Origin of the sequence: Microcoleus sp. SVA1B4, from assembly GCF_036700545.1 — a bacterium.
Taxonomy (GTDB): Bacteria; Cyanobacteriota; Cyanobacteriia; order Cyanobacteriales; family Microcoleaceae; genus Microcoleus.
The window spans coordinates 173,389-187,730 of the sequence record NZ_JAUBPB010000002.1 but is presented as its reverse complement, the minus strand read 5'-3'; the positions used below and the strand labels follow the sequence as shown (position 1 = coordinate 187,730).

The following is a 14,342-nucleotide window of genomic DNA, read 5'->3' as shown; positions in this document are numbered from 1 at the left end:
CTTCTTCCCTCTTGCTTCTTCCCTCTTCCTTCCACATCCGATATTAATCGCCGACTTCCCCGACAACCTCCGCAGCAGCCTGAGTTTCGAGCCAGAGTTTGAGCAACAATAGTTCTGCCCGATCGCCCAACACAGTCGCAAACACGCCCTGGGCCCCCTCAGACGCATCAGAAATCCACGTACCGCGCAGAGTCACTTCTACAAAGTCAGCATCAGCAACACAAAGCTCGATCGCATCATTGTCGTTTCGGCGCGCCTCAGATTCCAACAGAGACAGCGCTGGCAAATTCGCGGGCAGCAAAAATGCCGCAGTGCTCGGTTCGACGCTGATGCTTTGACCAACTCGCATAGCCAGCACAACTCGCAGCGCCACTAACTGTTCGGGAGATTGAGCCAAACGCTCGAGGTTAAAGCCCGTTTCAGTGTAAGTCAACTTCAGCATATTGACAGCCCTAAATTTGGAATTGAAAGTTAAAAATTGGTAATTGAAAATTGGCGATCGGGAATTGGGAATTGGGATTTAGGGCAGATTTTAGATGAGCATTACGCATCAATTTAAAATCTAAAATCTAAAATCTAAAATCTAAAATTCTTCCCATGCCCTATTCCCCAATTTGGTATTCGTGCCAAAACAGTTCGGCAAAAGCAACAGTGGGGTGTATGGGGGCTTTCGGCTTAGTTCGCAGAGACATTCCAGCTTCTACGGGAGTTCGATCGCCCTTACGAGAATTGCACCGTTCGCAAGCAGTCACCACGTTGTCCCAAGTATGCGGGCCTCCCTTGGATCGAGGCATCACGTGATCCAGCGTCAAATGCCGATTGCTACCACAGTATTGGCAAGAATGAGCGTCGCGGCGCAGAACTTCCCGGCGATTCACCGGGGGCACTTTCCACAGGCGTTCCCTGTTACCAAAAGTCAAGCGGATTTGTTCGGGTACGTGGATGCTGGTGCTGGGCGATCGTACCAGCCAGCCGTTGCCAATGCTAAAATCAAGAGGTTCAGCCTTGCCTGTTACCAACAGTACGATCGCCCGTTTGATGTTGACACGGCTCATCGGTAGGTAATTCTGAGAAAACACCACCACAGATTGCCTCAATACATCAGTTACTACGGTCACGGCTTGCTCCTCCTCATTTGGATTTTGGATTTTAGATTTTAGATTTTAGATTTTGAATCTTGCTTGCTTCGTCAGCATTGGCTACATCTGGTTTTTTCCCAGTTCCCCAAGCCGATCGAATTTCTCAAATATCCAATCAAAATGCCCCCGCTTCTCTTACTTAGAAGCGGGGGCTAGAAAAACTGCTTTCATGCAAATTTTCATCCTGTCTTGGTACAGTTGTTTAGCTGTACCTCCCGCTTCGCCTCTCTCGATCTGGCTGTGCCACTTGCAGACCGTCCCGGTCTACCTCGTTGTCATTAATTTCTGCAATTTGTCCTAATCCACTATAACCAGGTTTAATTAGGCCCAAGCCCGCCCACGAAGTCGCTGCAACAGTCGCAAAACCATTGCTAAAGACGTCCCGTGACGACTCTGAGCGACCCGTGGGGCGATCGCACTTCAGTTGATAGGTAGAGTAGGTGGGGAGAAATTTCAAAGTCGGCAGAAGGTGGTTAAGAGGCTTTCAATCTAGCTGTAAACATACTACACTGATATTACACATATGTCCACCCGTCACGGAGAAAAAATTATGCATACCCTACCTAGAACCTCAACCACCGAAATGGAAGTCACCAGCATTCGACTCGAAAGAGAGCTCAAGGAGAGACTTAAAGAGCTCGCGGGCAATCAAGGCTATCAAGCTTTGATTCGAGATTTGCTCTGGAATTACGTGCAGCAGAAGTCTGGAGAGTATCGGCAGATGTTTTCTCGATCGGATATTCGAGCCAGCATTAATGCCACAGCACAGCAGGAGGAACGCTGCGCGCTTACAGGAGAGTTGATTCGAGCGGGCGGGCCGATGTTATTAGGCCTGACAATGCACGGCGAAATGGTGCCGCTAAGTATAGGGAGTATGGCTGGATAAACGAGTTTATCGAAAATTTGTCAGAGCGATCGGCCTGGGGCCTTCACCCCAGGCGCTGAAAATCGTACTATTTTAGATTTTAGATTTTAGATTTTAGATTTTAGATTTTAGATTTGGGAATGGCTTATCAGATAAGGGTTGGGAGCTTAGCTAGAGTTGCATTGTTTTTGGGAACTGGTATTATAAAACTTCATTAAGTTTATAAGCAGTAGTAAGCAAGAATGATAATATGTAGTCAGGAGGTTAACAATGAAACTACCTGACTACGCTAAAGCAATAGGCATAAGTTACACAACTGCGTGGCGGTGGTGGAAGGCAAATAAACTACCACATCCGAGAGATGGAGGCTCTGAATGCAGCTAACAGAGAGACACATCATTAAATCGACGGAACACCGTTTCGCCCAGATTGACGAACTAGCCTTCAAATCCAAAAACCTCTACAATGCCGCCAATTACGTTATTCGTCAGAGCTTTATTTATGGATGGGGTTATGTCAACTACAACGAAATGAACCGCTTGATGAAGTCTCAGGAAGCGTATAAAGCTTTACCTGCTAAAGTCAGTCAGCAAATATTGATGGTACTAGACAAGAATTGGAAATCGTTTTTTGAGGCATTCAATGCTTACAAAGCTGATTCTTCCAAGTTCACGGGTCGTCCAAAATTGCCCAAGTACAAAGATAAAGTTAAAGGGCGAAACCTTCTAGTATACACGATTCAAGCGATTAGCAGCAAACAGTTGAAGAAAGGAATTATCAAGCTTTCCGGCACTGAACTTTCAATTAAAACCCAACTCAATCCCGATCAGATTTGTCAAGTTAGACTGGTTCCGAAATGTGATTCCTATGTAATTGAGGTAATTTATGATGAACTGGAGTCCACCCTTGGCAATGCCAACTCTGTAGCTAGTATTGATTTGGGGCTGGATAATTTAGTGGCGTTAACTTCAAATCAGCCGGGATTTATCCCTTTGTTGATTAACGGGCGACCATTAAAATCGATCAACCAGTTCTACAACAAACGTAAAGGAAAGTTGCAATCCCAGTTAAAAGGAGGTCGCAAAACTTCACTACGGATTCAGCGCTTAACACGCTGTCGCAATCAAAAAGTTGATAATTACTTGCATCATACCAGTCATGTGATTATTGATATTTTGATGGCAAAGCAGATTGGGACGCTAGTAATTGGCAAGAATGCCCAGTGGAAAACTGAAATCGAGTTAGGGAAGAAAACTAATCAAAACTTTGTTAGCATTCCTCATTCTCGGTTGATTGAAATGTTGGAATACAAAGCTCGGTTAGTGGGAATTACGGTGATTGTGCAGGAAGAATCCTACACGTCCAGAAGTAGCTTTCTGGGTTTAGACCCAATTCCGGTTTACGGAAAAACAGAAAAAGAGCCTGTATTTACTGGGAAACGGATCAAACGAGGTTTGTACAAAACATCAACTGGTCAGTTAATTAATTCCGATGTGAATGCTTCTTACAATATTCTCAGAAAAGCAATCCCAAATGCGTTCAGCGATGGGATAGGGAGCTGCGTAGTTCAGCCAATGCGGGTTAATCCGCTCAAAGTAAAAGTGAAAGGGGAGGGACTTGAAGCCTCCCATGTCTATAAATGACTATACTTTTACCAGCTATAACCATACTTTAAACAGTTTTTGATTACCAACCGTAAAATCAGGGTTGCAAGGATCTGCGGCAATCGAACTACCAACTGACATCTTGCACCATTTTCAATAAGCTTTTTATGGCCGGGCAGAATGCCCAACCCCTAATCCCCACAAGAAATTGCACTTGTTGTGGAACAGGCCGGACAGCCTGTTAAGCGAGAATAATCCAAGATGTGATCTACGAAAATTCAGGGTTTCAGATTACGAACTAAAAACAGTCCGGGCTATTGGTATAAAACCCCGCAGTATTTAAACAATATCTATTTAACGAACCACGAAGGCGGGTTCGGCGAAGCCGTTCCCCTAGGGTATAGCACGAAGAAAGATGGAGAAGTAGATAGCTAATGTTAGGGGTTCGCAATTCTGGTAACGCAGATGCGGATGCTCCAAAACGCGCGGGCTAATGCTAAACTTTCCATCGGGCGTGCTGAACAGACGATCGTACATTTGATGAAAAAAATTAAGGTAATGCTGAAAAACCGCTACTTGACTGCTGCGAGTTCGATCGCCCTTCTCACAATTATTGCCGGATGTGCAGCTACTGAATCACCTCAACTTGCATCTCCCTCTCCTGTAGCTGAATCCTCCCCGCCACCAGTTAAACCAAGTCAGCCTCAGCAGCCCTTAATAGTCTCTGCTACCAATCCCGAAACCCCCACAAATACCAAAATCCAGCAATATCTCAACGAGTTGGCCGCCCAAGGTTTTGCCAAAGAAAACCAAGGCGTCTGGATGCAATCGGGCAATACTTTGCTAGCCAATCATCAAGGTACCGTTCCTCTGTCAGCCGCTTCTATTACCAAAGTAGCAACATCTCTCGTAGCGCTGCAACAATTCGGGCCGGAACATCAATTTATTACCTTAATTGGTACAACGGGAAAAATAGAAGACGGCGTATTAAAAGGATCTTTAATTGTTCAGGGAAGCGCCGATCCGTTGTTTGTCTGGGAAGAGGCGATCGCCCTCGGTAACGCCTTAAATCAAAAAGGCATCAAACGAGTCAGTGGCAATTTGATAATTGTCGATAAGTTTTACATGAACTTTGAACTCGATCCCCTAAAATCGGGAGAATTGCTCAAACAAGGATTGAACAGTCAAATCTGGCCCAGCGAGGCCGCCGCCCAGTATCAAACACTGCCTCCCAATACGCCAAAACCCCAAATAGCAATTGAGGGTACTGTACAAGTTTTGTCAGCATCTCCCAACGAGGTGCAGCCTTTAGTCAAACATTATTCTTTGCCCCTGGCTGAACTCATCAAAAAAATGAATCAGTACAGCAACAATCTCATGGCAGATATGCTAGCGGATACTGTCGGTGGCGCTAAAACAGTCGCGCAAAAAGCAGCAGCAGCAACCGGAGTTCCTCCCGCAGAAATTCAACTCGTCAACGGTTCGGGATTGAGCGAAGAAAATCTCATTTCTCCCCGGGCTGCTTGTGCGTTGTTTATCGCTTTAGAACGCTATCTTGAACCTTACAGCATGACAATTGCTGATGTCTTAACTGTAGTTGGGAAAGATGAAGGAATACTATCAGAACGGCCGCTACCCCAATTAGCAGTAGTCAAATCTGGCACGTTGGATAATGTTAGCGCTTTGGGCGGAGCTTTGCCAACTAAAAAACAAGAAACTGTGTGGTTTGTGATTATGAATGGAGGGGCAAATGTCGAGACATTTCGCACTCAGCAAGAGGTTTTGCTGAAAAGCTTTTTGAATGAGTGGGGAAGTGTTCAAGTTTCGCCGCCGGAATTAACGCCAAATCCTGCTAGAAAGAGTAAGGTATCTCGCAGCGAAATTGTCAATTGATTTGAGGCTTACGCATGGGCACCCAGAAACCGGGTTTTTTTACAAAAAGACGGGTTGCCATCCGCAAATTCGGCAAAAAACCCGGTTTCTTTAGTTTGTAGGGTGCGTCATATCGTTTCCGGTTGCATCGGAATGATTTAACCGCAGAGGGCGCAGAGAATGCAGAGGGAGAGAATACAGAGATGAATACAGGACGATGCTACCGGATTTGATATCAGTACAGAAATTGTGAATTGGCAGCTAAAATAATGCAAGCTGATTCACCCTAGGAGTACCAACTAATTTAATTAGGGGTTTTTGCCCTAGCGACTACTATGCCGATCGCACTTTCGACTCTGCTAATATATCTCTGCAAGTCGTAAGCAACTGTCACCTCCCCAGCCGGCGAAGCGTGAATTAAACCCATATTGCCGTCAGCATTGCGGTAGACTAAACCGGTGTGGGTGACATCCAATCCTTTAACATCCGTCGCTACCGCTACAATATCCCCCGGTTTTAACTGAGAATAAACTCTTTTTATCCGATTTGTCGGGATGTAATTAACAGTAGTTTTGGCTAAGTCTGTTTCTTGGCTGACTATGCACTGATAAGTCGCTTCGTCTTTGAGCATTTGCGGGTAACTGCTGCGGTGCTGACTCATGAAATTTAGTGTTTTATTCATGGGCACGCCGCCTAATTCAGCGGTAATATTTTCCACAGTTTGCCGTTTTTGATTGTCGTTAATCCAGTCGGAAAAATAGTGCAATCTGCTGCAATAACCGTTCATTTTACCGTTTAAATACCGCTGTTCTTCTATGCGATTTACAAAATTTTGATAGTTGTAATCTTGTACTGCTACGCCCCTGGCGATCGCCAAAACGGTTTCTACAAATAAAACGCAATCAAATTTATTCAAAGTTACGATCAACTTTTCTTCGCCGGATTTGTCCAGCAACCCAGCGGCGTAGGGCTTCCCTAGGAAGTTATCGGCGATCGCCTGGACGATTTCTCCCATCGAGCGATCGTGCAAATTTTGTTGTTTTGCATACTGTACAACCTGTTCAAAACGTGCTATGTCTTCAGGCTGTGCAACGGTTTCTCTCTCGGTATTATTGGAGTCCGATCGTCTCGCCAGCACTTTCAGCAATTCGGAATAGGAAATTTCCGCTAAATTGTTGAAGTCCCACAACATACTCGGAAAACTGGAAACAGTTTGCTTGTTTGTTATCTCCAGATTTTCGCTTTCTCCCGTCAAGGAAAACGCTAGATCCGCGCCCTGTGCTGCTGTTTGTCGCTCAACAACATATCCGGTAGCAGATTGAGACTGAAATGCCCAAACATCAGGTATCAAAGAATTATTCACGCCGACGATCCCAAATCCCAAAACAGCCAGACTCCAAAAATTTCTCATGTTTTTCAAAGGATTTTGCTTCAACTCAGTGCTATCCTGAAAATTTTACAATTACTAGAAGTCTCAATCAGCCTAGTAGACCGATAAAATTGGCAACAGCGGACTAGATCGATACACTTGTCATTTAGATGCCGCCCTATTATAAACTGATCATGCGAGTTTGATAGCACAAAACTGTAATGCAAGTAGAACGCCGACGCCGCCCACGCCCAATTCAACCTCGACGCCCAATCGATCCGCGAGGCCCAATCGGGCCGCGACGCCAAAGCAGCCAGCCTCCTGTCCAATCCCGTCGTCGAGTCAGGACGAAATTTTCTGGCTTAAAATACCGTAACATCCTGTGCTTAATTGCCGGGGCGATCGCGATCGGTTGGATTGTCACAATACCGTTCAGAATTCGCCGTGCCCCAGAACCGCCAGTCATCTTGGCTCAACAGGCCATCTCGCCTCAAGAAACACTCTCGCCTCCGACAATTGAACCATCGGAAAATTTAGCCGATCGTCAAAGCGAGCCTACCTTTAGCTACAACATCAAAACACCTCCCAATCCAGTTTACTCTCAAGAATTGCAAGGGATTGTTGATGAAGCTGTGAAGATTGCAACCAGCAAAGGACTGCCTGCTGAACGGCTATCAATTAGCTTATTTGATGTCAGCAATTCCACAGCTCACACCTTTGCCGGATATCAAAATCAAACTCTCCGATTTCCCGCTAGCGTTGCCAAGTTATTTTGGATGGCAGCCTTTTACTCAGCCATAGAAAAAGGCATCATTACGCAAAGAGAATCTGCATTTAAAAACGACCTCGAACAGATGATTCGCGTCTCCAACAACGATGCAGCCAGCAGGCTTTTAGATAAAATCACAGATACAAAATCCGGCGGACGGCTCGCAGGAGAAGAGTTGCAAAGCTGGCTGAAAAAGCGCACTCAAATTAACACATTTTTCCAGTCTGCCGGCTACAATGATCTTCGTATAAGCACCAAAAATTATCCCATATACTATTTAAGACAAGAAGGGCCAATCGGTCGCGACTTGCAATTGCGGGGCGATCCTTCCCAGCCGATTCGCAATCAAGTAACTACCGACCAAGCTGCCAGATTAATATATGAAATCTATACTAGGCAAGCGGTTTCCAGCGTCGCCAGCCGCAAAATGGCTTACTTGCTGACGAGAGACTTAGACCCCAAGGCATGGAAAAATGATCCTAGCAACTCGATACAAGGATTTCTCGGCGAGTCTTTACCAACTAATATTTATTTTGGTTCCAAAGTTGGCTATACCTCTAGTTCCCGCAGCGAAGCGGCATTTGTCAGAACTTTAGACGATCGCGCGATTTATATCTTAGTTGTTTTCGCAGACGATCCTGCTTATTCCAAGGACGAAACAACATTTCCGGCAATTTCCCGATACGTTTTCGATCGGCTAAATGCTCGTGGCCCCAGCACTTTGCAGTGATATGGAGTAGGGCCTGTTGAGTGTTGACTGTTGAGTGTTGACTGTTAGTCGAAAAACTGAATGATGGTTTATCTCAAATCCGGTAGCATCGGAATTATTCATCTCTCTGTTCTCTTCCTCTGTATTCTCGGCGTCAACAGCGGTTTAATCATTGCAATGCAACCGGATTTGATATGAGTGTTGAATGTTAACTCGATTTTATAGCAACCGCCAAGACGGTTAGGACGTTGTTAATGGGTGAAACGATTGATTTTATTCCTTCTTCCTTCTTCCTTCTGCTATACAATTCCGGCGCAGTCAGAAGTGATATTACGCACAAACAACGGTTTCTGCGAAAAATGGGCAATGGCCACCAAAAAAACCAATTTCTTGACCACAAATCTAGGATTTTAGGTAAAACCCGCAGGAATAAACCCGGTTTCTGATATCCTATGATATTATTTCCGCTCGATTACCCCTAATACGGTAGGGGCGGGTTCACGAAAAATATCTGCCAACAATTGACAATCTCAAAAACCCGCCCTTTTAATCGCTCGTCGCCCTTGGTCAGAATAGAAACAATGAGTTCAACAATTGATTGACCGGACACAATTTAACTGGGGCGAAAGGATTCGAACCTCTGAATGGCGGGACCAAAACCCGCTGCCTTACCACTTGGCGACGCCCCAACGTCTTAACCTTCACTATCTTAGCATTCAAACACCGCAATCTGTCAAGCATTTTGACAAGAAAATTTTAAAAATCTTTTTGAGACCGATCGCCCGCAGGTTTATTCTTTGATCGCACGGGGGCGAGCTACCGGGATTTCAATCCTGAAATCTGCTCCCTGTCCTGGTTTCGAGATACAGTTCAAGCTTCCTCCGTGTTTTTCCACCACTATCTGGTAGCTGATAGACAAGCCGAGCCCCGTACCCTTGCCTACAGGTTTAGTGGTAAAGAAAGGGTCAAACAAGTGGCATTTAGCTTTTTCGGGCAATCCGGGCCCGCTGTCTTGAATCCGAATCACCACAACTTGACCCCTCGACTTTCCTGACTCATCAGCCTCCGAGTCTGGGTTCACCACCGCCGTCGAGATTTTGATCGTCTTGGGTGGAGGCTGATTTTCCAAAGAGTCGATCGCATTCGCCAAAATATTCATAAATACTTGGTTGAGCTGTCCGGGATAGCACTCTACCTTCGGCAAGTCGCCGTAGTCTTTAATTACCTCAATTCCCGGCACTAGCCCGTTTGACTTCAAGCGACTCTGCAAAATCAGCAGCGTGCTGTCAATCCCTTCGTGAATGTCCACCGGCTTCATCTCTGCTTCGTCGTGCCGCGCGAAGTTCCGCAGAGACAGGACAATTTGGCGGATGCGTTCAGTTCCCATCTCTATTGAAGACAGAATTTTCAGCAAATCCGGCACTATGAACTCAACATCGATTTCTTCGTTTTTGTCGAGAATTTCGGGGCAAGGCTCGGGGTAGTGCTTTTGATACAAGTGCAGCAAATCCAGCAGATTTTTCATGTACTGCTTGCAATAAGTCAAGTTGCCGTAAATAAAATTAACCGGATTGTTAATTTCATGGGCGACGCCGGCGACCATTTGACCGAGAGAGGACATTTTTTCGTTTTGGATGAGCTGAGCTTCTTTCTGCTGCAACTGCTGCAAAGTTTCCGTCAGTTGGCGGGCTTGAGTTTGGGCGGCTAAGGCGGCAGCGCGGGTTTGGGCGTAGAGTTCGGCTTGGTCGATCGCGATCGCCAGTTGATCCACCACCGCTTGCAGCAATTCCACTTCGCTCGTCGCCCAGGAACGGTGGCTGCTGTAATGGTTGCAAACTACAGCACCCATTTGACCGGAGCGAGTCTTGAGCGGCAGCAGCAGGTTAGAAACAATCCCGATACTTCTCAAAAAAGCTCGCGTGGCCGGTTCGATGCACAGTGCTGTGGCAGCGTCGCCGATCCGGAGGGTTTGGCGGTGGCTAATTTTCTCGGCCAGCAGCGTTACTTGTTCGATCGGGTATTCTGTGAGCCGCTCTTTGAGTTCGGGATTTGCCGCCTCGTGGGTAATTGCAAAGCTGGGCTGACCGTCTCGCGAGATGGAGTACCACAAAAAGTAGCACTGGTCAACCTGCAACAAGCTGCGAATTTCGTTCACAGCCGTATCTAAAATTTTGTCGAGGTCTAGGGAATTCCGCATCTGGCTGGCGAGGCCGAAGAGCAGGCCTTCCCGGCGGCTCAACAATTCTTCTCGGGCTGCGTGGCGATCGATCGCCACGGCGATGGCGTTAGCAATGCAACCCAGAACTTCTAGCGCTCCCTCGCTTGCCAAAGCGCTACTGCACAGAGCCATCACTCCCACCAGCCGCTCTTCGACAATCAACGGATAGGTAATGGTACACAGAGACGGATTCGACATTAGACACACAGGAGCCGTTTGGAGTTTTCCCGCTTCTGTTGGCACCCAATCTTCTATTTCTTTTGCCCAATCTTGGCTCCTAAGTCCTGAATTGGCCTGCAATTCTAACCGCTCTGTCTGCTGGTTGAAAGTCCAGATGCTCGCCCCTGTGGCGTCGAGGTACTCTACCATTGCCTCGGTGCAGCGATTGAGGATGACCGATATTTTCCCGCCTTGTCCGAGGGCTGCACCGACTTTAGCTTGCAGGGTTCCCAAGCGAGCTCGCTCTTGTAGGGACGCTGCCGTCAGTTGGCGATCGGATGTGTCGCCCGGGCCGGCAACGATTTCTCGGATTTGTTGGGTATCGTCCGCGCGCCCGATGCCCGCTGAAGCTTCCCACACATATTGAGATGTGCCTGTTTCCCCCAGCGTCGGGAGGTTTTTTGTGCCGTATATTGTCCTGCTACTCTGTGGCGTAGGTACCGCAGACAAGCTCGATCGGTTCGAGCCAGAAACTAACTCCGAGATTTGCGGGCTGTCCGAGGTGATATCTTCTACCTCTGGCAACTGTTTCTGGGCTTTGACTAATTGCCAGCGCAGCTCCACCAAACTCGCAACTTGCCGACTTAAAGCTTGCATAGCTTCTATAGTTTCTTTTGTCAAGTCTCGCGGCACCGAGTCCATGACGGATAGCACTCCCAGCACCTGCCCCTCAGAGCTGACAACTGGGATTCCGGCGTAAAATTTCACGAAGGGGTAGAAAACGATCAGCGGATGATCGCCAAATCTCATATCTGTGGAAGCGTCTCGAACAATGGCGGCAGGCAGTTCTTTAAAAGAATTTATAGGAAGTTCGATCGCAAATTCGGAAGCAACTGGCGGTTGTTGCAGGGAAATTGCCCGGTCAAATTCCGACTTTGAGTTTGAACTCTGGGCGAAATCTTCGGGAGTTGGGTCTAGGGCGCGAGCGCAAAAATTCAGGTAACGTTGGGTCAAAGTTCGATCGATACCTAACTGCGACTTCAACCAGTGGCGATTACCGTCAATCAAGCTCAAGAAAGCAATAGGAGTTCGGCCCATCTGAGCTGCCAAACCGACCAAACTGTCCAAGCAAGCCTCTGGATCAGAGCCAAGAAGCTGATACAAATCAATGTTATGGAGCTTGAACACTTTTTTACCAAGAGGCAAGGGTGCTTTCATCATGTGTAACTGCCCGTCTAGTTGCTGGCAACCGCCCTTCTCAATACTTCCCTTGAAAAACAAGCTATGAATTCTGTGCTGGGAGACTCGGGGCGCAAGTTCGGCGCAGGTTGCTTGCGCCGAATTCAGACTAACCTCTTGACTGATCTGAAAACTTTTGAGTTATCGGAGTTAGAGCACCCCATATCTAAGACTATATAAATTATACTTCCAGTTGACTATGCTTTTTAATACCTCGGACTCTCTAAATCTAAGAGCCTCTGTTGGGAGGAAGCAGCTTTCCAAAATATATGACTATTGCTTACCTAGAATTTTTTTATCAGTTTAATTGTATTTTAACAGACTTCTCTAATCGTGGGTAGCTGGCTTGCTGGTAGATTTAAATCAGGGGTTTGTGCCACAATACCAGTGTCCTTTACCGAGCTGTGCCTTAGCCGGGAGTTCAACTACAGTTAGGAGATGAATTACAAAAGATTGGTAAGATGTTAAACTTTGTAACAATAGTTGTTCAAACTCGACCTTTTAGGGTTTTTGGCCCCGGATGCACATTTTGCAACTGTTGTAATTGCCGATCGACCACTCTCCCAATCCCTTTTTTCGAGTTTGAGGTAAAAAAACAGGGGTAAAGTTTCAACTAACGCTCCAACGGAGTTGACAATTATTGGGTAGAGGCAACTCTCAAAAAATAACTGAACGAAGTATGTTTTGTATTTTCAAGAACTATAAATAAACAGGGAGAAGAATATGTCTGCAAGTAGCAGTCAAGTACCAACTATTTTGGCAGTTGATGATAGCGTCGTGATGCAAGGACTTGTTAAACAGGCCTTAAGCAAAGAGTTTCGAGTTCTCGTAACCGACAATGCAGTGGATGCTTTGTCAACGATTTATCACGAACAAATTTCGGTTTTGTTGCTGGATGTTTCGATGCCTGGTATTGACGGATTGGAACTCTGCCGCACGGTGCGGAGCTTGCCTCAGTTTCAGAATTTGCCGATCGTAATGCTGACAGCGCGAGATGGAGCCTTTGATAAGGTACAGGGGCGTTTGGCGGGAGCAACAGAGTATTTAACTAAGCCGTTTGATGCTGATAAGTTGCGCGAGGTAATTGGTAAGTTTATCAAAATCAAATAATCGGACTTAGGACAAAAATCAGTTTTGAGTAATTAATGAAGTAAAAAGTTGCGATCGCGCTCTCTGATCCTCGACTTCTTTAACAAGTCGAGGGGCGGGGCATTCTGCACTATTTGCGAGGTAAGTCCTAAATTTTTAATTTTGCCAGGAGTAGGGGAGCGATCGCACTGACAGGTAGAACATATTGGGCGGCACCGAGGGCGATCGCCTCCTTGGGCATTCCGAAGACAATGCAGCTAGCCTCGTCTTGGGCGATTGTCAACCCCCCTTGTCTAGCGATCTCCAACATTCCGTCAGCACCATCTCTACCCATTCCTGTCAGCAAAACCCCCGCTGCTGCCCGACTATAAAAATTAGCTACCGACTTAAATGTCACCGTTACAGAAGGGCAGTGTCCCGCAGCATGAGCAGCTTCTGAATAAATAAATCGCCCTTGAGAATCCAATTCTAAATGACGTTTTTCTGGAGGAAAATACACAGTCCCTGCTTGTGGCAATTCCCCAAAAGCAGCTATCTTAACAGGCAGTTTCGATTCATAACCCAGCCAATCAACTAATCCTTGCAAAAAACCTTCACTGATGTGTTGGACACAAATTATAGGCACGGGAAAACTAGCTGGAAGTTTAGAAATAATCGCGTACAGTGCTTGCGGCCCGCCTGTAGAAGCCCCTATCGCCAATATTTTAATAGTTGGAGATTTAACATTTTCGTTAGAAAATTTGTAATTAGGAACTGGTGCTTGGTTGAGTTTTACAATTTGATTTTTATCTTCAGTAGGTATCTTTTTTGGATGCCGTGTAAATACTTTAACTCCTGAGAGGATTTTAACCTTAGCTATTAATTGATTAGCTAGGCGATCGTAATCAGATACCAACCCACCCATCGGTTTCGGAAAAACATCCAATGCACCAGCCTTTAACACTTGAAATACATTCTGAGTATCATTCGCTTGCACTGAAGCACTAATTACTAAAATTGGTAGCGGATATTTCTTCATTACTTCTTCGGTAAATTCTAACCCGTTCATTGGTGCCATGTTCAAATCCGTACAGATTACTTGGGGCTGAAGTTTGGGAATTAATTCTAGTCCTTCTAATCCGTTGCAAGCAGTTCCTACAACTTGGATGTCTGGCGAGGACTCAAAAATTCGTTTGAGAACGATGGTAACTACTGGAGAATCTTCAACTAACAATAGTTTAATGGGCAACAACATCAGTTTGCTCGGAAATGGGGAATGGGGAATGGGAAATGATAAATTCGGCATCCATGCACGGGGAATTTTTCACTAG

At 46.1% G+C, this 14,342-nt stretch carries 10 protein-coding genes and 1 tRNA gene; 5 read left to right on the top strand and 6 right to left on the bottom strand.

All coding sequences use genetic code 11. The features are described from left to right. Positions 1-43: 43 nt before the first annotated feature. Both QT987_RS01940 and QT987_RS01935 read right to left on the bottom strand, forming a co-directional pair. On the bottom strand, positions 44-442 hold the full coding sequence (locus tag QT987_RS01940; protein WP_333207818.1) for an alr0857 family protein: 399 nt from the start codon (positions 440-442) through the stop codon (positions 44-46). A 160-nt stretch (positions 443-602) separates the two neighbouring features. After that, the gene (locus QT987_RS01935) at positions 603-1,118 is read right to left on the bottom strand and encodes an HNH endonuclease (protein WP_333056402.1); all 516 of its coding nucleotides are present in this window, start codon (positions 1,116-1,118) and stop codon (positions 603-605) included. A gap of 571 nt (positions 1,119-1,689) precedes the next feature. Here QT987_RS01935 and QT987_RS01930 point away from each other — a divergent pair. The 3 genes from QT987_RS01930 (at position 1,690) to QT987_RS01920 (ending at position 5,501) form a co-directional block, all read left to right on the top strand. Then, on the top strand, positions 1,690-2,025 hold the full coding sequence (locus QT987_RS01930) for a hypothetical protein (protein ID WP_333106569.1): 336 nt from the start codon (positions 1,690-1,692) through the stop codon (positions 2,023-2,025). A gap of 353 nt (positions 2,026-2,378) precedes the next feature. Next, positions 2,379-3,647: a transposase gene (locus QT987_RS01925; protein WP_333234358.1), complete on the top strand. Its 1,269-nt coding sequence runs from the start codon at positions 2,379-2,381 to the stop codon at positions 3,645-3,647. A gap of 519 nt (positions 3,648-4,166) precedes the next feature. Continuing rightward, on the top strand, positions 4,167-5,501 hold the full coding sequence (locus QT987_RS01920; protein WP_333236853.1) for a D-alanyl-D-alanine carboxypeptidase: 1,335 nt from the start codon (positions 4,167-4,169) through the stop codon (positions 5,499-5,501). Between the two features lie 283 nt (positions 5,502-5,784). Here QT987_RS01920 and QT987_RS01915 read toward each other — a convergent pair whose 3' ends face one another. Further along, positions 5,785-6,891, bottom strand: coding sequence for an N-acetylmuramoyl-L-alanine amidase-like domain-containing protein (locus QT987_RS01915; protein WP_333236793.1), 1,107 nt, complete (start codon positions 6,889-6,891; stop codon positions 5,785-5,787). 179 nt (positions 6,892-7,070) lie between these two features. On the opposite strand from QT987_RS01915, the gene QT987_RS01910 reads away from it, so the two are divergent. After that, on the top strand, positions 7,071-8,348 hold the full coding sequence (locus QT987_RS01910; RefSeq protein WP_333236791.1) for a serine hydrolase: 1,278 nt from the start codon (positions 7,071-7,073) through the stop codon (positions 8,346-8,348). A 596-nt stretch (positions 8,349-8,944) separates the two neighbouring features. Here QT987_RS01910 and QT987_RS01905 read toward each other — a convergent pair. Then, a tRNA-Gln gene (locus QT987_RS01905) sits at positions 8,945-9,016 on the bottom strand. A gap of 101 nt (positions 9,017-9,117) precedes the next feature. Then, positions 9,118-11,925, bottom strand: a complete 2,808-nt coding sequence (locus tag QT987_RS01900; RefSeq protein ID WP_333236789.1) for a GAF domain-containing protein — start codon at positions 11,923-11,925, stop codon at positions 9,118-9,120. Positions 11,926-12,666: 741 nt separating this feature from the next. Between QT987_RS01900 and QT987_RS01895 the strand changes: the two genes are divergently transcribed. Then, on the top strand, positions 12,667-13,053 hold the full coding sequence (locus QT987_RS01895; protein ID WP_015175702.1) for a response regulator: 387 nt from the start codon (positions 12,667-12,669) through the stop codon (positions 13,051-13,053). 127 nt (positions 13,054-13,180) lie between these two features. Here QT987_RS01895 and cheB read toward each other — a convergent pair whose 3' ends face one another. Continuing rightward, complete coding sequence (cheB, locus tag QT987_RS01890) at positions 13,181-14,266, bottom strand: chemotaxis-specific protein-glutamate methyltransferase CheB (protein WP_333236851.1); 1,086 nt, start codon at positions 14,264-14,266, stop codon at positions 13,181-13,183. Between the last annotated feature and the right edge of the window lie 76 nt (positions 14,267-14,342).

What these genes read in the sequence shown, in the direction of transcription:
- QT987_RS01940 (WP_333207818.1), bottom strand. Translation starts at nt 442, where the DNA reads ATGCTGAAGTTGACTTACACTGAAACGGGCTTTAACCTCGAGCGTTTG.
- QT987_RS01930 (WP_333106569.1), top strand. Translation starts at nt 1,690, where the DNA reads ATGCATACCCTACCTAGAACCTCAACCACCGAAATGGAAGTCACCAGC.
- QT987_RS01925 (WP_333234358.1), top strand. Translation starts at nt 2,379, where the DNA reads ATGCAGCTAACAGAGAGACACATCATTAAATCGACGGAACACCGTTTC.
- QT987_RS01920 (WP_333236853.1), top strand. Translation starts at nt 4,167, where the DNA reads ATGCTGAAAAACCGCTACTTGACTGCTGCGAGTTCGATCGCCCTTCTC.
- QT987_RS01915 (WP_333236793.1), bottom strand. Translation starts at nt 6,891, where the DNA reads ATGAGAAATTTTTGGAGTCTGGCTGTTTTGGGATTTGGGATCGTCGGC.
- QT987_RS01910 (WP_333236791.1), top strand. Translation starts at nt 7,071, where the DNA reads ATGCAAGTAGAACGCCGACGCCGCCCACGCCCAATTCAACCTCGACGC.
- QT987_RS01900 (WP_333236789.1), bottom strand. Translation starts at nt 11,925, where the DNA reads ATGATGAAAGCACCCTTGCCTCTTGGTAAAAAAGTGTTCAAGCTCCAT.
- QT987_RS01895 (WP_015175702.1), top strand. Translation starts at nt 12,667, where the DNA reads ATGTCTGCAAGTAGCAGTCAAGTACCAACTATTTTGGCAGTTGATGAT.
- cheB (WP_333236851.1), bottom strand. Translation starts at nt 14,266, where the DNA reads ATGTTGTTGCCCATTAAACTATTGTTAGTTGAAGATTCTCCAGTAGTT.